This is a genomic window from Algoriphagus boritolerans DSM 17298 = JCM 18970 (genome assembly GCF_900108085.1).
In the GTDB taxonomy this organism is placed as follows: domain Bacteria; phylum Bacteroidota; class Bacteroidia; order Cytophagales; family Cyclobacteriaceae; genus Algoriphagus; species Algoriphagus boritolerans.
This window is the reverse complement of record NZ_FNVR01000018.1, coordinates 44233-61774: the sequence shown is the minus strand read 5'-3', so window position 1 is coordinate 61774 and position 17542 is coordinate 44233. Positions and strand designations below refer to the sequence as shown.

Below are 17542 nucleotides of genomic sequence, written 5' to 3'. Positions count from 1 at the left end.
AAAGGGTGTCTAAAAGAAATAACAGCAAGTCGATTCGTTTGTTTTAACTGCCAAAAAAAAGGATAAAAACACCGTTTTGCTTTATTCTTTTCGCCTCCGTATAATTTAGCTTAATTGAATATCTTTGGCTGATAGTCTGTAAAATTAACTAATAAAATTAAAATTCGGTGAGTTTCGAGATCAAATTACCGCTCTTTGAAGGTCCTTTCGATCTGATGCTGTTCTTCATTGAGCGTGACGAACTCGATATTTATGATATTCCGATCTCCAAGATTACCAATGACTTCCTGGATTACATTCACCAGTTGGAGAAAATGGAGATCGAGGTAGCCAGTGATTTTATTCTGTTTGCAGCCACCTTGATGAAAATTAAATCCAGAATGCTGTTGCCACGGCCAGAATTGAATGAAAAAGGAGAAGAAATCGATCCCCGGGAGGAACTCATCAGAAACTTATTGGAGTATAAAAAATATAAATCTGTCATAGAAGACCTTGCCCAACTGGAAGCAAATCGACTTTCAAAAGAAAAAAGAGGTAATCTGGCAAAAGAACTTTTGGAACTTAGCAAAAATGAGGACGTTGAAGCAGAGATGCAGCATGTGGACCTTTATAAATTGCTCAAGGTGTTCCAAAAATGTATGGCTAGACTTGCCTCACGAGTAGACGAAACCAAACATACTGTAATTCAGTACCCTTACACCATTGAGCAGCAAAAAGACTTTGTTTTGGAAAAAATAAGCTTCAAAAAACCGGTACCTTTTGATGAATTCATCCAGTACAAACCAGAAAAAATCTTTGTGATTTATACTTTCTTAGCAATTCTCGAACTGCTTCAACTTTCGATGGTTACCATCATTATTGGTGAAGGATACAATAATTTTTGGGTAGAGAAGCCTGAGCCAATCGCTACAGCCTGACGATGAAGCTGGATAACAAAAAAATCTTTCAAACCCTCAACCCAAATAAAGTTTGGGTGCCTATCATCATCGGGTTAGGGATAGTTTTTGGGATGTTTTATTTTGATCCCTCGATCACGGCTGAGTCACTCAAAGTAGTTTTTGATGCTTCCATCCCTTGGTTGTTTTTTGCGGTATTGGTGCTTTTTTTTAGAGATTTTGGGTACGTCTACCGCATCCGCGAGATCACCGACAGACAACTCACATGGGGAAGGGCGATCTATGTGATCATCCTCTGGGAGTTTGCCTCGGCAGTTACCCCATCTGTTGTTGGAGGCACAGCTGTGGCGATGTTTATTCTTAACAAAGAAGGAATAAAAATGGGAAAGGCGATTGCCTTTGTGATGGTGACGGCCATTTTGGACAACCTCTTCTTTGTCATTGGGGCACCGATCATCTTATTTTTTGCTAAAGGAAATATTTTCCCGGATAGCAAGCTCTTAGAAACTCAGATGGAAAATAGTCTTCAGGCTATTTTTTGGATAAGTTATAGTCTCTACGCCGGTTACAGTTTGGTGATGGCGGCGGCACTTTTTTACAGACCGAGGGTATTCAAATGGGTGTTAATCAAGATTTTCAGCATCAAATTCCTCAGAAAATGGAAACACGATGCGCAAGAATATGGCAATCAGATCATAGAGGCCTCACGTGAATTACGGGGTAAAAACATGCGATACTGGCTCCCGATTATCGGAGCTACCATTTTTATCTGGACCTCTCGCTACCTGATGCTCAATGCCTTGATCTCTGCTTTTGTACCTTTATCCATGGAGCAGGAAATCATCGTATTTGCCAGACAGGTTATTATGTGGATCGTGATGATGATTTCGCCTACTCCCGGCAGTAGTGGGACAGCAGAGTTTTTCTATGCACAATTCTTTGCTCAATTCTTGGGTGGCTACACCTTTGTGACCAGTATAGTCTGGCGTCTGTTTTCCTATTATCCTTATTTGATTTTAGGAGCTATTTTCCTTCCAAGATGGATTCGTCAGGTTTTTTTCAAAAAGAAAAAGCTCGAAGAAGAAGAAGAAGAATAACATGCTTACCGCTTTATCCATAGCCCAACTCGAAGAAATCACAAAAGGAAAAGTTCTTGGCAAAGGATTTTTGGGAACAATAGCCCAAATCAGCATCGATTCGCGGCAGATTATTCAGCCGGAACAAAGTTTGTTTGTTGCGCTGCGTGGTGCAAAAGCGGATGGCGCGGATTACATCCCTGGGTTGATCCTTGAAGGTGTCCGCGTGTTTTTGGTACACCATGACTGGCGATCTGATTCAGAACTGCTCACCAAGGCTACTTTTATTCAAGTAAAGGACACGCGCGAGGGGCTTCAGGCTATTGCTGCTTTTGAGCGGAGACAGTTTGTAAAACCGATCTTAGGCATCACCGGAAGCAACGGAAAAACAATAGTAAAAGAGTGGCTGGGACAGATTTTGAGCGAAAGCTTTACTGTTGCGAAAAGCCCAAAAAGCTACAACTCTCAGGTTGGAGTGCCTCTTTCCATTTTTGGAATTCAATCTTATCATCAGGTTGCAATCCTTGAGGCGGGCATATCCAAAAAAGGTGAAATGGAAACACTGGCCCAAATGATCCAACCGGATTTGGGAATCTTTACCAATATTGGAACCGCACATGAGGAGGGCTTTTCTGGCATCGGGGAAAAAATCCGGGAGAAACTTCAGCTTTTCTCCAAAACCAAACTGCTGATTTACTGCAAAGACCAGCCTCTTGTCAGCAAAGAAATTGAGGCTTCATTCTCTGCAGAAAAACTGATCTCCTGGTCCGAAAATCCAGGCTCTGACTTTTCGGTTTCAGTGAAAAATCAGGATACGCGAAGCAAAATCATCCTCGTAAACAAGCTGCTGAGCACCTATACTTTTCAGGTTCCGTTTACCCATTCTGCCTCGATAGAAAACATCACTCATGTGATCATCGCTGCATTGACTCTAGGACAGGATGCTACTGCAATTCAGGAAGGATTGAATCACCTGAAACCCGTGGATATGCGACTCACTCTAAAGCCAGGATTAAATGATTCGCTGATCATCGATGACACCTACAACAATGACATTGCCGGACTGAAGGTGGCATTGGAATTCCTGAGTCTACAACGGCCAAAACGGTCAAAGATCCTGATAATATCTGATCTCCTGCAGCAGGGGTTTCCTGAAAAAGTCTATGCCGAAGTTGCCGAACTTATCAATTCCTATGATCTGGACCAAATCATCGGTGTGGGAAATGAAGTCGTTCGATTGAGGGATTTTTTCCCAAGAAAGTTTGAAGCCTATCCGTCAACAGAGTCCCTACTTCAATCCATTAATCCAGATACGTTTGAAAATGACTTGATTCTGATTACGGGAGCCAGACCCTTTGCATTTGAGCGGATAGTTAATAAACTTCAACAACGCATTCACGGCACCACGTTGGAAATCAATCTAAATGCCCTGACTCATAATTTTAATTTTTTTAAGCAACTGCTGAAGCCCCAAACCAAAATGATGGTCATGGTGAAGGCATTTGCGTATGGAGGAGGAGCTGCTGAGATTGCCAATCACCTGCAAACCATGGGGACAGATTATTTGGCCGTCGCGTTTTCAGATGAGGGTGTGACACTGAGAAAGCAGGGAATCCGGCTTCCGATTATGGTGCTCAATCCAGTCGAGGAATCCTTCGATCTACTTCGGGAATACCGGCTTGAGCCGGTCGTCTTCAGTCCTGAGTTTTTCAGAAAGCTTGGGAATTATGCCAAAAACCAGCAGGTAGAAGTGTCCATCCATTTAGATTTGGACACAGGTATGCATCGACTTGGCTTTGAAAAACAGCACTTGAATGCCTTGAAAAGCCTGATTAAAGATTTTCCTGAACTGAAAATAGCCAGCATTTACACGCATCTCGTAGGTGCTGATGAGCAGGAACATGAAGCCTTCTCACTGGAACAACTTCGCTTATTCACTGAAATGAAAACAGAAATCGAGTCAATTCTGGATTATAGGCCCCTGATTCATGCACTCAACTCAGCCGGGATTGTACGGTACCCTGACTTTCAGATGGATATGGTCCGGTTGGGAATCGGACTCTACGGAGTAGAAGTCACCGGTAAATTTGATGCCAATCTAAAGTCTGTCAGCACCCTGAAAACCACTATTTCACAGGTGAAAACACTCCCCCCGGGAGCTACCGTTGGCTATTCACGAAAAGGCCAATTACCTCAGGGCGGCAAAATCGCCACTTTAGCTATCGGGTATGCTGACGGATATGACCGCAGATTTTCAGGAGGAAAGGGATATGTCCTGATCAATGGAAAAAAAGCACCTGTGATTGGAAATGTCTGCATGGACATGACGATGGTGGATGTGAGTGAAATCGATGCAAAAGTGGGGGATGAAGCCGTGATTTACGGTGAACAAATTTCATTAAATGAACTTGCAGACCAGATTGGCACGATTCCTTATGAATTGCTGACCAATATCAGTGCTCGGGTAAAACGGGTTTATTATCTGGATTGACCTAATTTTCTCTAAATTCCTCAATGATTTTATCGAAAAGAAAACTTGCGCATATCGTTTTTGAGTCCAATGACAAGGCCTCGAGGACTTTTGACTTGGTATTACTTTGGCTGATCTTTGGCTCGATAATTACGGTCATACTAGACTCTGTGGGTGAACTTCATCTGAAGTATGGCAAGATTTTTTACATCATGGAGCTGGCCTTTACCTTCATTTTTACTTTAGAATACCTCCTGAGAATCTGGCTGACCAGCAAGACACTAAGATATGTCACCAGCTTTTATGGAATAGTCGATTTGCTGGCGATTTTGCCCGTTTACCTCAGTTTTTTCATCATCAATACTCAATTGCTTTCAGTCATTCGGGCCTTAAGACTACTCCGCGTAATTCGGATTCTGAAGCTCGGCAGGTATCTTTCTGAGGCTGACTTCTTACGGCAATCACTCAAAGCCAGTGCCGCAAAAATCCAGATTTTCCTTTTCTCCGTTTTGACCATCGTCCTCATCATGGGAACACTGATGTTTGTGGTCGAAGGACCCGAACATGGCTACACCAGTATTCCCGTGGGAATGTACTGGGCCATCGTAACCTTAACTACAGTGGGATTCGGAGACATCACCCCACAGACTCCCATCGGCCAGTTTTTGGCTTCCCTGATCATGTTGATGGGTTATGCTATCATTGCGGTACCTACCGGGATCGTGAGTTCAGAAATGGCCAGGAGAAAAAGAAAAAGACCGGAGCACTATGAGGACGTAAAAAGCTGCACCTACTGCGGGTTTGACCAATTGGAAAAGGGAGATAATTTTTGCAGAAAATGTGGAGAAAAGATCCCCGATTAACTCTTACGATATTTTTCCGCAAGATTCTGAGAACTGTAAACACTACTCTTTCCGCTGAATAAGTAGGCGATAACACATGCAAAGCCTAGAAAAATACCCGATTCATAGCCAAAAAGCTCCATTCCCATCGCGGTGCAGGCCATTGGTGTATTCGTAGCACCTGAGAAAACCCCGACAAATCCCATCCCCGCCAGAAGTGCCAAAGGCAAAGGAATCCATGCCGAAAGTGCATTTCCCAAAGTAGCACCGGTGAAAAACAGGGGGGTCACTTCCCCACCCTTGAATCCCGATCCCAGGGTCAAACCAGTCAATCCAGTCTTTGCCAGCCAATCATACCAAGGTAAAGGAACCTCAAAGGCCTCCACAATCTGGGGTACACCCAGTCCGATATAGGTTGTAGATCCAGTGAAAAAGACAATCAACGCCACTAGGATTCCTCCAGCAACCGGCCGAAACGGAGGATAGGAAATCATGTTTTTGAAAATGGCCGAAATCCCATGTCCTGTCTCGGCAAAAAGCCGTGCCGAAAGTCCAAAGGCGATTCCAGCCGGAATCACCCAAGCCAAATTGGCCAGGGAGTGAATCGGGATCTCCGGAATAGAATATTGTGTATGCCCAACTCCCCAAGCCAACTCACAGATCCAGTCCGCCACAAATGCGGACAAAAATGCCGGAAAAATGGATTTCCAGCGAAATTTTCGGGTCAACATCCATTCCAGTGAAAAAATCGCTCCAGCCAGTGGAGTCCCAAAAACGGAAGCAAATCCTCCGGCAACACCACAGATGATAATCAACCTTCTATTTTCCTGATTGAGCGAAAACCACTTGGTCAGCTGATCTGCCAATGATCCGCCCATCTGCACTGCTGTTCCTTCCCTTCCTGCTGATCCGCCGAAAAGATGCGTGAAAATCGTCCCAAAAAGCACGAGGGGAGTCATTCTCAAGGGAATTGGATTTTTACTTTGGTACAGTTCATCCAGCAAGAGATTATTCCCTTTTGTAGAATTGGCCCCATAATGGTGATAGACATAGCCGATGCCAAAGCCAGCCAATGGAAGAAATGCGATCAACCATAGATTCGCTTCTCGAAAATTGGTCGCCCAATCAAGCGAAACCAGAAAAATCGCTGAAGCTGAGCCGGAGAGAGCGCCCACCAGAGTAGCCAGTCCAAGCCAAAGGGCAACGTATCTCGTAAATTCTTTTCCGTTCACGGGTAAGGATTTAGCGCAAAATAAGGCTGAAAACAGAAAAGTGTGTTAAAATCAAAGAAATAAACCCAAACTTAATGCTCGGACGTTTGTCTCGAAATCGTACATGCCAACTAATTCCGGGTTTTTAAGGTTACTTTAGAAATTTTCATTATGCAAACTATTTTAATCACCGGCGGATCAGGACTGATAGGTCAACAAATCACCTCCCTTCTGGAAAAGAAGGGATATCAGGTTGCCTGGCTGAGCAGATCAGCTCAATCTGGACAAAAATCATTTATCTGGAATATCGAAAAACAGGAGATCGACCCTGAAGCCATCGAATGGGCGGATGCGATCATTCATCTGGCCGGAGCGGGCGTGGCGGAGAAACGCTGGACACCGGAGCGCAAAAAACTGATTCTCGAATCCCGCACCCAAAGCACTCAATTACTTTACAACGCCCTAAAAAAAGCAGAAAACCGGCCAAACACCTTTATTTCTGCATCAGCGGTTGGTTATTATGGATTCAACACCGGGACTTCTCTAGTGGACGAAAACAGTCCCGCAGGAACTGATTTCCTTGCCGAGGTGGTAAAAGCCTGGGAAAATGAAGTAAAAAAAATGGAAAGCCTGAATATCCGTACTGTCTTACTTCGCATCGGGATTGTGCTGGATGCCGAGGGTGGAGCTTTGGGAGAAATGCTAAAGCCACCCGTGGCAGCACCTCTGGGCTCGGGGGATCAGTGGATGAGCTGGATTCACATCGAAGATCTGGCCAGAATGTTTGTTTTTGCATTGGAGAAAACCACCCTCCAAGGAGTCTACAATGCGGTCAGTCCCAATCCTGCTACCAATCAGCAACTCACCCAAGAGGCTGCCAATGCCAAAGGAAAAACGTATATCGGAATCGGAGTACCGGGATTTGCTTTGAAACTTGTTTTGGGAGAAATGGCGGCGATGGTATTGGGTGGAAATCGTGTTTCCTGCCAAAAAATCCAAAAGGCGGGATTTCAGTTTGAGTTTTATGAGCTTTCAGCTGCGCTGAAGGATATTTTTAGAAGCTAATAACTTTACTCTTTCTCATAAAATAGGATATTCAATTCTTTGAGTTTCTTCAGCTGTTTATCCGAAGTCATAAAAGGAATGTTCAAACTCAAGGCAGTTGCTGCAATAATGGCGTCTGGTAATTTGATTTTATGCGATTTTCTTAATTCAATTACACCCTTTTTAATTTCTGAATTGATATCGATTATAGTACAATCAGCCAATAACCCTTCGATGATCAATTTTTCATCAGATTTTATTCCTACAAATCCCAATAATTCCAACTCAGTTACAAAGGAGATATACACGTGATTCTTGTTTAAGAAATCAGCAACTGTCTGGTCTCCAGACAATAGATAAAGAATTATATTGGTGTCTAGAAGTATATTATTCCCATTCATTTCTCATTCCTCTTTGAATGACAAGTGGGTCCTGTTTGATCTTTAATGCACCACAATACTTTTGAGCATCAAAGCTTTTTTTGCTTTTAACCTTTGAAAGAGCCTTTTCTATCTCTTTTGTATCCGATCCTTTTTTTATTACCGTTACCATATTTCTTTTATTTCAGCGGAACGAATTCCAGTAGCAATTTAATCTCGAAAATATATTCAAATTTAATCCGATCTGGAAAATCAATTTACCTAAAAGGATTCTGTCGACTAAAGCCTCTTATTCCTCCCAATCACAAACCACAGCACTGTACCCAACAGAGGCACGAGAAGTACGATCAAAATCCAGATCAGCCGATCATTAGAATTGGCAAACTTGCTGGTCACGACATCGTAAATCGTATACGCGTAAACGATAATTCCGAGAAATTTCCACATGGGCTAGTTTGTTTTAGAGTCTTTGGCCAAAATCAAATAGGCGATCGGACCCAATCCGTGTGCGAATAATAAAATGATAATCCAGATCAATTTCATGTTGGGGTCCTTGAAATTGGACCGAATCGCATCGATGAGGCAATAAACCCACAGGATAAAATAGGCGATGGAAAGAAGCATGAAAAGAATCAAAACTCCCCCTCCCATATTTTGGATAAATAGTGCTGTCATTTAGTAAAAGTTTAAAATTGCTTACTTTTTAAAATCGGGTCGGAATAATCGTTTTTCTCTAGTTCGTCGATTCATGCTCATGTAGAGAAAAGTGCCAATCACAGGTGCAAACAGGATCAAAATCACCCATATCAACTTTTGATGTGGTCCCCTAAAATCAGTTCTTAAGCAATCAAACAGCGCATAAATCCAAAATCCCAGGTAAATCAGGCTTGATAATTGCCAAAAAACCAATCCGTATCCTGGAGAAATCAAATCCATATCGTTTGAGTTAGTATTTTTACCATCGATCCAAAATAGCTTTTTTTGACAAAACTTAATTAGAATTTAGGCCAAAGTTTAAAAACCACCCCATGAAGAAGTACACGCTTGCAGTGCTTTTAGCCCTTTTTACTTCACTCACGATTGCGCAAGATCTGAGTTATTACCTTCCAAAAGGCTACACCTACAATCCCGCTGTCCCTACACCAAAGCAGGTTTTGGGCTATGAAGTCGGCGAGTGGCACGTCACCCACGATCAACTCGTGATGTACATGAAAGCAGTGGCGGAAGCTTCAGATCGGGTGATTTTTGAAGAAACAGGCAGATCTTATGAAAAGCGGCCACAGACACTTTTGACAATCACCTCCCCTGCCAATCTGGGCAAACTGGATCAAATCAAGGCAGAGCGGGCCAAACTCCGGGACCCCAATGCATCGGTGTCAATAGAAAATATGCCTGTGGTCATGTTTATGGGCTATTCCGTGCATGGGAATGAACCCAGTGGGGCGAATGCCTCCTTGGTGGCCGCCTATCATTTTGCAGCAGCAAATGAAATCTCCGAAGATCTTGAAAACATCGTACTTCTACTCGATCCTGCCATCAATCCGGATGGACTTAATCGTTTTGCTTCCTGGGTCAATTCGCACAAGGCATTTACGATGAATGGTGATCCTGCCCAGCGGGAACTGAATGAAGCATGGCCAAGAGGCCGCACGAATCACTATTGGTTTGATTTAAACCGGGACTGGCTTCCCGTACAGCACCCTGAGTCCAGAAATCGGGTGAGGGTCTTCCAAAGCTGGCTTCCAAACATCCACTTGGATTTTCATGAAATGGGAACCAACAGCACCTTCTTTTTCCAACCGGGCGTTCCAGCCAGAATGCACCCATTGACGCCGGACAAGAACTTTGAATTGACCGAAAAGATTGGAACTTACCACGCTAAAGCCTTAGATCAAATCGGTTCACTTTATTACAATCAGGAGAATTACGATGATTTCTACTATGGAAAAGGCTCTACCTATCCGGACGTGCAGGGATCCATCGGAATTCTTTTTGAGCAGGCAAGCTCAAGAGGACATTTGCAGGAAAGTGCCAATGGGATGTTGAGCTTCCCCTTCACGATTAGAAATCAGTTTACTGCCAATTTATCCTCTTATCAGGCTGCGAAAGAAATGCGCGTGGAATTGAACCAGTGGATGAGGGATTTTTACACCGAGATCAAAACCGAAACTGACACAGACACCAACAAGGCCTATATTTTCGGGGCCAAAAATGATGATGCCCGAAGTTTTCACTTGGCTGACTTGATTTTGCAGCACGACATCAAAGTCTTTGCACTCAATGAAAACATTACAGTAAACGGCCAGGAATTCAAAAAAGAGACTTCCTACATCGTCCCCGCGGATCAGCCTCAATACCGACTGATCAAGGCCATGTTTGAGACGCGGACCACCTTCAAAGACAGCTTGTTCTACGACATCTCAGCTTGGACTTATCCGATGGCTTTTCATCTGGACTACATGGCACTAAATAGTAAAATCCTCAATTTGGCCAATGTCAAACAAGTAGACAAAACTGATTTTGTATTAGCTCCGGGAAAAGTCATAGGCAATGCCGGTGCGTATCACTATGCCATGGAGTGGACAGATTACTATGCTCCAAAAGCCGCTTATCAGCTCCTCAAGTCAGGTTTTCTGGTGCGGGTGTCCAATGCAGAATTCTCAACAGCCGAAGGCAAAACCTTCGGCAGGGGCACCCTTTTGATTGATAAAGGCGAATCTGGCTTAGACGAAGACGCCTTTTTTGCAAAACTACAGGAAATCGCGTCGGAGGCTCATGTGGACATCCACGCCCTAATTACTGGCTATACCAGCGGTGCAAATTTGGGATCGACTTTTATGGCTCCACTAAAAACTCCCCAAATCGCACTGCTCGTGGATGGCGGAGTAGACAGTGGCGAAGCAGGTGAAATCTGGCACCTACTTGATCAGCGTATGAAAATGCCTGTAACACTACTTCCTGTGGGTTCAGTTAACAATGCTAATCTAGATCGATATAATGTGATCCTGATGGCAGATGGCAACTATAATTCCCTTGGAAAAACTGGCGCTGAGAAGTTGAAAGAATGGACATCAAGGGGTGGAACACTCGTCGCAAAAGGCGGTGCGCTTCAATTTCTTGCTCAAAATGAAATTGGCAATTTCACCTTCAGAACTGTGGATAATGCTGAAAAAGGCATTCAAAAAAGCTATGCCGATTTTGAAAATGCAACTGGAGCAAAAGGAACTTTCGGAGCCATTTTCAAAGCAAATCTTGACATCACCCACCCGATAGGTTATGGCTATAGCGAAAAGGAAATCTACACATTCAGAAACGATAACTTCTTCATGGAAGTGTCTCCTAACCCGTATGCGAATCCTCTGGTTTACACCGAAAATCCCCTTGCCTCAGGCTACCTTCACCCAAGTAACCTTCCGGGAATTCAAAACGGAAGTGTCATCCGAATCTCAGGCGTGGGTAGAGGTAGAATCGTAGGATTTGCAGACAATCCAAACTTCAGAGCATTCTGGTTTGGAACCAATAAGTTATATATGAATTCCATTTTCTTTGGTCAGGTAATCGACGGCGGCACAGCACGTTAAAACAGTGAAATCCCGATTAACCCGTCGGGATTTCTTTTTTCCCACTTAAAGAATTTTCAAATCCAAATCGATCTGATTTCAGTTTAATCGCTCATGAACAAAGCACTATCTTTATTTACAGCATTTCTATTTTCTGCGGGAATTTCATCGGCTCAGGAGATGAGCTTTGAAAACTACAATCCCCCCTCCACACTCAAAGTGCCACAAAACCCCGTATCACGGGCAAAATTTCCTTTCGTAGACATCCATAGCCATCAAGGAGGTATCAATGAAGCCAAAATCGACCAACTCGTCAAGGAAATGGACGAACTAAACATGGGCGTATTGGTCAATCTGAGTGGTAGAGGATTTGGTCGTGGCGACAGCAATTCCCAGCAGGAATACATCAAATCCATGCTTCAGGAGTTCAAAACCCATGCCCCGGGGCGTTTTATGGTTTTCACCAACTTGAATTTTGCAGGATTTGGGGATTCGGAATGGACCAGAATAGCTATAAAAGAACTGGAGGAGGATGTGGCAGCAGGAGCAGCAGGGCTGAAAATTTATAAAAGCTTAGGTCTGAATTCCAAAGACATCAATGGCAACCGAATCCCAGTGGATCATCCGGACCTGGATCCTGTTTGGGCCAAAGCCGGCGAACTGGGAATCCCCGTTCTGATTCACTCGGCAGATCCTGCGCAATTCTGGCAGCCCATGGACTCCACAAACGAACGCTGGCTGGAACTGAAACTTAACCCAAACCGAAAAAGATCGCCAACTGATCCGGCACCGTTTGAACAAATTATTGCCGAGCAGCACCGTGTCTTTGCCAAGCATCCCAAAACCACCTTCATCAACGCTCACATGGGTTGGATGGCCAATGATCTCGATGCCGCGGGTGCTCATTTGGACAAGTATCCAAATGTGAACTTTGAAATCGGGGCTATTATCGCAGAATTGGGACGCCAGCCAAAGCGGGCAAAGGAATTTTTCACCAAATATCAAGACCGTATTCTCTTCGGAAAAGACGCTTACAATAAGGAGGAATTTTACACCTACTTTAGGGTTCTGGAGACAGAAGACGAGTATTTTCCCTACTACAAAAAATACCATGCCTACTGGAAAATGTACGGATTGGGTCTACCAGACGAAATACTGAAGAAAGTGTACTATAAAAACGCGTTGCGAATTGTGCCTGGACTGGACAAGTCGCAGTTTCCCAATTGATTTACTTTGTTTTTCCGCAGATCAACGCAGATTTTAAAGCGCAGATATTCGCGGATTTTTCTTTGGGTCTCTGTGGAAAATTTCCCTTTCTCCCGGAGAAGGGCACTGATTGAGATACGAAGATTTGCGGAGATTTATCTTTGTGAAACAAAGTCAGTTCTTCGGTAGAAAACATCATCACGACCCATGACGACTTGTACAAAGCCAATTTGGACTTTGAAGTTAGCATCAGTCCTGATGTCAAAGAAGTGCGGAACTACATGGCAGCAATGATGCGGGGTTTTTGAGCTAGTGCAGACGAAGGGATTGCTCACCAATCAGACTATTTTAAAAATTCAGGAGACATTAAAAGGAAATAATGCGGGCTTTGGCAAGATTCCTGGAACAGCGTTGAAAAATGCCCAAACAGGCGAAATTGTCTATTTACCTCCTCAGGATTCGGAGGAGATTTTGAACCTGATGACCAATTTGGAGCAATTTATCCAAAATACTGAACTGAGCGATTACGATCCCCTGGTAAAAATGGCAATTATGCACTTTCAGTTTGAGAGCATCCACCCTTTCTATGATGGAAATTGAGTGCTACGAAAAGAAAGACCTGCGAACAGGGAATTATTATGTGAATAAAAAACTGTTTGCCATGCTGAGTAGCCGATGATAGATTTCCCGCTGATTTGCGCGGATTTTTACACGCTGATTCTCGCTGATCTCAAGATTTCTGTGAATATCTGTGGGAAATTTTTAAAGAAAAAATGTCCTGCTTTCGGAAAAGCAGGACAAATTGATTTTTAAAATCTGCGCTTATCAGCGACTTTTTCTGCGAAAATCAGCGGGAAAAATCCCTAAAACTTCAAACTCAATCCCAACAGGAAATTCGTTCCCGCCTGAGGGTAGTAGAAGTTCTCTGTGACTAATTCCCTCCCGCTCGTTTCTCCAGGCACGAAATAGCTGAAGGTATAGCCATTTGGCTCATACAGCTCATTGAAGATGTTATTGATCAGGAGGTTGACTTCCAATCCCTTGAAAAACCTAGGAGTCGCTGAATAGCTGATTCGCAGATCATTGGTGAAGAAAGCATCCAAAGCCCTGCTTTCATTTGCGGTATTATCCAGGAATTGCTGACCTACATACTTACTTAGCCAGTTGAGCGACAGATTTTTGGTTGGCTTGAACTCGATGATGGCCGAACCAACCACATTTGGGGAGAAGGCGATGTCGGTGTTGGTGTAAGTAATTGCTTCCTGCTGAAATTCGGCCACACTGTAATCGTCTATGTACTCGGTGAATTCCTTGATTTTGTTTTGACTGAATGCAATATTTCCACCCAAAGTCCAGGCCGAAGAAAGCCGATATGCTCCGTCCAATTCGATCCCTGCACGGTAAGAAGAGGCAACATTTTCCCGAATGTAAGCTCCCACATCATTGATCTGTCCGGTCAAGATCAATTGATCCCGATAGTCCATGTAGTAGAAGTTGGCATTGTAGCTGAAATTTCCAGCTTTGGCACGCACACCTGCTTCGATGTTGTTTAACTTTTCCGGTCTTGGCACTTCTGAGATTGGATTATCTGTGAAGTCAGATCGGGTAGGTTCCCGGTTGGCCACAGCATAGCTGGCATAGAAGGTCTGATTTCCCTTTTCATAGGAAAATCCAAACTTAGGATTGAAAAAGGTGTAATTCTCCTGCCCGGACACGACTCGTTGATCATCATTCACTCCATCGAAAGTGTAATTGATTCCTCGCACCTGCAGATCACCAAAAAGATTCAACCCCGGACTGACTTCGTAAGTTGCTTTCGCATAAATATTTCGATCATCTTTGATCGCATTGTTGTCGTAGTATCGGTCACGGATATTGGTATTTCCGGCGATTCGGGCCCAGATGATTTCTCCAAAATGAGCTCCATCATAGCGATTGGCACCTCCACCTAGGATCATATCCAGCTTTCCGTCTGTGGAGACATAATTCACCGAACCAACAAAACCGAAGAAATCATTATCCAGCCAACGTCTACGGATGATGTCGGTTCTGGTGATCGTTTCGTCTCCAATGATCACATTGGGTAAAGCATAATTAGAAAACCGGTCATTTTCCCTGTACTGTTCGTAATATCCTCTTCCGTAGGTATAATGAAGCGCCAGATTTGTCTTCCAGTTGGACCCGACTTTCCCGGTGTAGATCAGCTGATAGTGATCCTGTTGGTAATTGTCCGTCTCATTGTCATAGGTGTAGAAATTATGCGTCCTGTCATTTTCCAGCTTGTCTTCAGGGAGGCCATACCAGCTTTGATAGGTTTGCTCTTTTCCCGAAAAAGCGATCAACTTGATCATATTTTTTTCTCCATAATATCCACCGGAGACAAACCAACTGCTTAAGTCAGAAAATGCCCGATCCACATAGCCATCTGAGGTGATTTTGGAAAGTCGAGCATCCACTGCAAATCGATCATTTAGCAGTCCTGTGCCAGCTTTAACCGTATGTCTCCAAGTATTGAAAGAGCCAAAACCGTTATCCAGTTCGGCATAGGCATCATCTCGGCGGGTATCGGTTTGGAAATTGAGGCTGGCGCCAAAAGTAGCCGCCCCGTTGGTCGAAGTTCCGACCCCACGTTGGATCTGCACGTTTTCCACAGAGGAAGCAAAGTCCGGCATATTCACCCAAAAGACCCCATGCGACTCTGCGTCATTCAGTGGAATGCCGTTAACTGTGGCATTGATCCGGGTTTGGTCTGTGCCCCGAATCCGCAATCCGGTATAACCTACGCCGGCTCCTGCATCAGAATAACTCACCACAGAAGGGGTAAAATTCAGCAGTATTGGAATGTCCTGTCCCAAATTTCGTTTGGCGATTTCGGACTTATCCACAATACTGAAGGTCGTTGGCGTGCTTCCTGAAGCACGTGTAGCCGATACGATAAACTCCTCCGTGAGTATATCCTTGGGTTCCAGTTTAATTTCAAGATCGCCAGATTGCGGAACCACCACAGTGATTACTTCTGTCTCATACCCAAGGTAGGACACTCGAATCCGGAGACTTCCCTCCGATAACCTACCAAGCTCGAATAGTCCGTTTTCATCGGTGACCGTGCCTCTTCCGGCCGTTTCGGCCCATAGCGATGCCCCCACCAAAGGCACATTGCTTTTAGCGTCCACTACTTTCCCGCTGATGCTATTCTGCGCCCAAGCGGAAATTGCGGCTAGGTATAGCACCAAGCCAAATACTAACTTTTGCATGATAATTCTCCCCTTTCGGGTATTGAGTGAAACATTAGAAAACCCAAGGGAGGTTTTCCGTAATAGTTTACCCGCTGTGCAAAACGAAAACTGCTAAATTGCCCGAAGGGTACCACTTCGGCATGTTCACTGGCAGCAACGCTTTACTTTCTCATTTCCCTTCGCCGGCATTACCCGGATCAGGTCGTATGGGTATGATCTCAGCCCGTTTTGTTAAGGCACCCCTTATGATCTAAGACAAAGGTACGAGCGAAAAGTTTCATTGCAAGTCTCTTCCTTCAATTCCTTTTTATAAATTCCCGAAAAAATAAACCCCTATAAACCTATGAAGCTTTACAAATTAACGGCGGGAACACTTTTAGAATCTGAAAACGGCATTTTTCTCGGACCTGAACTCGATTGGGATCAACTCTTGGGTAGAGAAAACCTTCCCAAACTTTTGAAATCAGAAGCAGCGCATTGGGAGAAGATTTCCTTCGAAAAAGCGGAAGAATTGAAGGAGGAGGGACTTTTGGCCCCCATGGGAAATCAGGAAGTCTGGGCAGCTGGCGTGACTTATTACCGAAGTCGAACGGCCAGAATGGAAGAATCCCAAGATGCAGGAGGAGCAGACTTTTACGACAAAGTGTACACCGCAGATCGACCGGAGCTATTCTTCAAAGCCACTTCAAGCCGTGTTTCCAACCCCGGCGAGACAGTCAATATCCGCAAAGATTCCACTTGGGATGTACCAGAGCCGGAATTGACTTTATTGATTTCCCCTTCGGGAAAAGTTCAGGGATTTACCGTAGGAAATGACATGAGCAGCAGAAGCATCGAGGGAGAAAATCCGCTCTATTTGCCTCAGGCGAAAGTGTATCAGGGTAGTGCAGCCATAGGTCCATGCATTTTGATACAGGAAGAATTGCTCCCAGATTCAACTAAAATCAGTCTGGAAATTTTAAGAAACGGTAAAACCGAAGCATCGGGAGAGACTACTTTGGCACAGATGAAGCGAAAGCCTCAGGAACTCGCAGACTGGCTTTTCAGATCCAGCACGTTTCCGATCGGTTGCCTGATGATGACCGGGACAGGTATCGTGCCGGATAATTTTACGCTTCAGGCTGCCGATGTGGTAAAAATCACCATTGATGGTATTGGGACTTTAGAAAATAAGGTTGGGAAAATTTAACCAATGTCCGTTTTCTTCCAAAAATCCCTTCGTCTTCCTAGTTATCCACAAGGATATCATCTGATCACGGATCAAATCGAAAAAAAAATTCCCGAAATCCAGGATATTCGGATTGGATTTTTACAAGTATTTCTACAGCATACTTCAGCAGGATTGTGCATCAATGAAAACGCGGACCCTACAGTGAGAAAAGATTTCCAAACTTTCATAAGCGAATTAATTCCAGAGACTTATCCACGCTTTGTCCACGACTATGAAGGGACAGATGATATGCCTGCTCATATTAAAAGCGCATTTTTTGGTGTCAGTCTTCAAATACCGATTTCCGGTGGAAAACTCGCCTTGGGAATTTGGCAGGGAATTTACCTCTGTGAGTTTCGTCATCACGGAGGCAATAGAAACCTAATCCTGACCGCTTTCGGTACCAAATAA

18 protein-coding genes and 1 riboswitch are annotated in these 17542 nt (G+C 44.1%); of the genes, 11 read left to right on the top strand and 7 right to left on the bottom strand.

Annotated elements, in window-relative coordinates; genetic code table 11:
* The first annotated feature begins 167 nt into the window (after positions 1 to 167).
* From C4S61_RS14735 to C4S61_RS14720, 4 genes are read left to right on the top strand one after another with little or no spacing between them, the layout of a single operon-like run.
* Positions 168 to 917 (top strand): segregation and condensation protein A, encoded by a 750-nt coding sequence (locus tag C4S61_RS14735; protein ID WP_103925576.1) that lies wholly within the window; start codon positions 168 to 170, stop codon positions 915 to 917.
* A 2-nt stretch (positions 918 to 919) separates the two neighbouring features.
* Positions 920 to 1993 carry a lysylphosphatidylglycerol synthase transmembrane domain-containing protein gene (locus C4S61_RS14730; protein ID WP_103925575.1) on the top strand — a complete coding sequence of 358 codons (1074 nt, stop codon included), beginning with the start codon at positions 920 to 922 and terminating at the stop codon, positions 1991 to 1993.
* 1 nt (position 1994) lies between these two features.
* Entirely contained in the window at positions 1995 to 4463 is a 2469-nt protein-coding gene (locus C4S61_RS14725) for a bifunctional UDP-N-acetylmuramoyl-tripeptide:D-alanyl-D-alanine ligase/alanine racemase (protein WP_103925574.1), read from the top strand.
* A 23-nt stretch (positions 4464 to 4486) separates the two neighbouring features.
* Positions 4487 to 5305, top strand: a complete 819-nt coding sequence (locus C4S61_RS14720) for an ion transporter (RefSeq protein ID WP_103925573.1) — start codon at positions 4487 to 4489, stop codon at positions 5303 to 5305.
* On the opposite strand, the gene C4S61_RS14715 is transcribed toward C4S61_RS14720, so the two are convergent.
* Entirely contained in the window at positions 5302 to 6516 is a 1215-nt protein-coding gene (locus tag C4S61_RS14715; protein WP_235010012.1) for a voltage-gated chloride channel family protein, read from the bottom strand. The two genes, C4S61_RS14720 and C4S61_RS14715, sit on opposite strands and share 4 nt — an antisense overlap.
* Before the next feature lie 150 nt (positions 6517 to 6666).
* On the opposite strand from C4S61_RS14715, the gene C4S61_RS14710 reads away from it, so the two are divergent.
* Positions 6667 to 7560 (top strand): TIGR01777 family oxidoreductase, encoded by an 894-nt coding sequence (locus C4S61_RS14710; protein WP_103925571.1) that lies wholly within the window; start codon positions 6667 to 6669, stop codon positions 7558 to 7560.
* A gap of 5 nt (positions 7561 to 7565) precedes the next feature.
* Here the strand turns inward: C4S61_RS14710 and C4S61_RS14705 are convergent, their stop codons facing one another.
* The 5 genes from C4S61_RS14705 to C4S61_RS22680 form a co-directional block, all read right to left on the bottom strand.
* Positions 7566 to 7940 (bottom strand): type II toxin-antitoxin system VapC family toxin, encoded by a 375-nt coding sequence (locus C4S61_RS14705; protein WP_103925570.1) that lies wholly within the window; start codon positions 7938 to 7940, stop codon positions 7566 to 7568.
* Positions 7927 to 8091, bottom strand: a complete 165-nt coding sequence (locus C4S61_RS21885) for a hypothetical protein (RefSeq protein ID WP_160111258.1) — start codon at positions 8089 to 8091, stop codon at positions 7927 to 7929. The genes C4S61_RS14705 and C4S61_RS21885 overlap by 14 nt, the downstream gene beginning before the upstream one ends.
* A 107-nt stretch (positions 8092 to 8198) precedes the next feature.
* On the bottom strand, positions 8199 to 8366 hold the full coding sequence (locus tag C4S61_RS14700) for a PLDc N-terminal domain-containing protein (RefSeq protein WP_103925569.1): 168 nt from the start codon (positions 8364 to 8366) through the stop codon (positions 8199 to 8201).
* 3 nt (positions 8367 to 8369) lie between these two features.
* Complete coding sequence (locus tag C4S61_RS14695; RefSeq protein WP_235010010.1) at positions 8370 to 8594, bottom strand: PLDc N-terminal domain-containing protein; 225 nt, start codon at positions 8592 to 8594, stop codon at positions 8370 to 8372.
* Positions 8595 to 8615: 21 nt separating this feature from the next.
* On the bottom strand, positions 8616 to 8855 hold the full coding sequence (locus tag C4S61_RS22680; protein WP_103925567.1) for a PLDc N-terminal domain-containing protein: 240 nt from the start codon (positions 8853 to 8855) through the stop codon (positions 8616 to 8618).
* Positions 8856 to 8947: 92 nt separating this feature from the next.
* Here C4S61_RS22680 and C4S61_RS14685 point away from each other — a divergent pair, with 92 nt between their 5' ends.
* The 4 genes from C4S61_RS14685 to C4S61_RS14670 all read left to right on the top strand — a co-directional run bounded on the left by C4S61_RS14685 (position 8948) and on the right by C4S61_RS14670 (position 13285).
* Positions 8948 to 11500 carry a M14 metallopeptidase family protein gene (locus C4S61_RS14685; RefSeq protein ID WP_103925566.1) on the top strand — a complete coding sequence of 851 codons (2553 nt, stop codon included), beginning with the start codon at positions 8948 to 8950 and terminating at the stop codon, positions 11498 to 11500.
* Positions 11501 to 11593: 93 nt separating this feature from the next.
* Positions 11594 to 12706: an amidohydrolase family protein gene (locus C4S61_RS14680; RefSeq protein ID WP_103925565.1), complete on the top strand. Its 1113-nt coding sequence runs from the start codon at positions 11594 to 11596 to the stop codon at positions 12704 to 12706.
* A gap of 194 nt (positions 12707 to 12900) precedes the next feature.
* The gene (locus C4S61_RS22675; protein ID WP_332912689.1) at positions 12901 to 12993 is read left to right on the top strand and encodes a hypothetical protein; all 93 of its coding nucleotides are present in this window, start codon (positions 12901 to 12903) and stop codon (positions 12991 to 12993) included.
* A 4-nt stretch (positions 12994 to 12997) separates the two neighbouring features.
* Entirely contained in the window at positions 12998 to 13285 is a 288-nt protein-coding gene (locus C4S61_RS14670) for a Fic family protein (protein ID WP_103925563.1), read from the top strand.
* Between the two features lie 263 nt (positions 13286 to 13548).
* On the opposite strand, the gene C4S61_RS14665 is transcribed toward C4S61_RS14670, so the two are convergent.
* Positions 13549 to 15939, bottom strand: coding sequence for a TonB-dependent receptor (locus C4S61_RS14665; RefSeq protein ID WP_103925562.1), 2391 nt, complete (start codon positions 15937 to 15939; stop codon positions 13549 to 13551).
* Positions 15940 to 16078: 139 nt separating this feature from the next.
* A riboswitch (TPP riboswitch) is annotated at positions 16079 to 16175 on the bottom strand.
* 89 nt (positions 16176 to 16264) lie between these two features.
* On the opposite strand from C4S61_RS14665, the gene C4S61_RS14660 reads away from it, so the two are divergent.
* A complete protein-coding gene (locus C4S61_RS14660; RefSeq protein WP_103925561.1) occupies positions 16265 to 17110 on the top strand; it encodes a fumarylacetoacetate hydrolase family protein in 846 nt (281 codons plus the stop codon).
* Between the two features lie 3 nt (positions 17111 to 17113).
* Positions 17114 to 17542 (top strand): secondary thiamine-phosphate synthase enzyme YjbQ, encoded by a 429-nt coding sequence (locus tag C4S61_RS14655; RefSeq protein WP_103925560.1) that lies wholly within the window; start codon positions 17114 to 17116, stop codon positions 17540 to 17542.

Bases quoted from the DNA above. Each gene is read 5' to 3' on its own strand.
- C4S61_RS14730 (WP_103925575.1), top strand. From the start codon at position 920: ATGAAGCTGGATAACAAAAAAATCTTTCAAACCCTCAACCCAAATAAA.
- C4S61_RS14725 (WP_103925574.1), top strand. From the start codon at position 1,995: ATGCTTACCGCTTTATCCATAGCCCAACTCGAAGAAATCACAAAAGGA.
- C4S61_RS14720 (WP_103925573.1), top strand. From the start codon at position 4,487: ATGATTTTATCGAAAAGAAAACTTGCGCATATCGTTTTTGAGTCCAAT.
- C4S61_RS14710 (WP_103925571.1), top strand. From the start codon at position 6,667: ATGCAAACTATTTTAATCACCGGCGGATCAGGACTGATAGGTCAACAA.
- C4S61_RS14705 (WP_103925570.1), bottom strand. From the start codon at position 7,940: ATGAATGGGAATAATATACTTCTAGACACCAATATAATTCTTTATCTA.
- C4S61_RS21885 (WP_160111258.1), bottom strand. From the start codon at position 8,091: ATGGTAACGGTAATAAAAAAAGGATCGGATACAAAAGAGATAGAAAAG.
- C4S61_RS14700 (WP_103925569.1), bottom strand. From the start codon at position 8,366: ATGTGGAAATTTCTCGGAATTATCGTTTACGCGTATACGATTTACGAT.
- C4S61_RS14695 (WP_235010010.1), bottom strand. From the start codon at position 8,594: ATGACAGCACTATTTATCCAAAATATGGGAGGGGGAGTTTTGATTCTT.
- C4S61_RS22680 (WP_103925567.1), bottom strand. From the start codon at position 8,855: ATGGATTTGATTTCTCCAGGATACGGATTGGTTTTTTGGCAATTATCA.
- C4S61_RS14685 (WP_103925566.1), top strand. From the start codon at position 8,948: ATGAAGAAGTACACGCTTGCAGTGCTTTTAGCCCTTTTTACTTCACTC.
- C4S61_RS14680 (WP_103925565.1), top strand. From the start codon at position 11,594: ATGAACAAAGCACTATCTTTATTTACAGCATTTCTATTTTCTGCGGGA.
- C4S61_RS14665 (WP_103925562.1), bottom strand. From the start codon at position 15,939: ATGCAAAAGTTAGTATTTGGCTTGGTGCTATACCTAGCCGCAATTTCC.
- C4S61_RS14660 (WP_103925561.1), top strand. From the start codon at position 16,265: ATGAAGCTTTACAAATTAACGGCGGGAACACTTTTAGAATCTGAAAAC.
- C4S61_RS14655 (WP_103925560.1), top strand. From the start codon at position 17,114: ATGTCCGTTTTCTTCCAAAAATCCCTTCGTCTTCCTAGTTATCCACAA.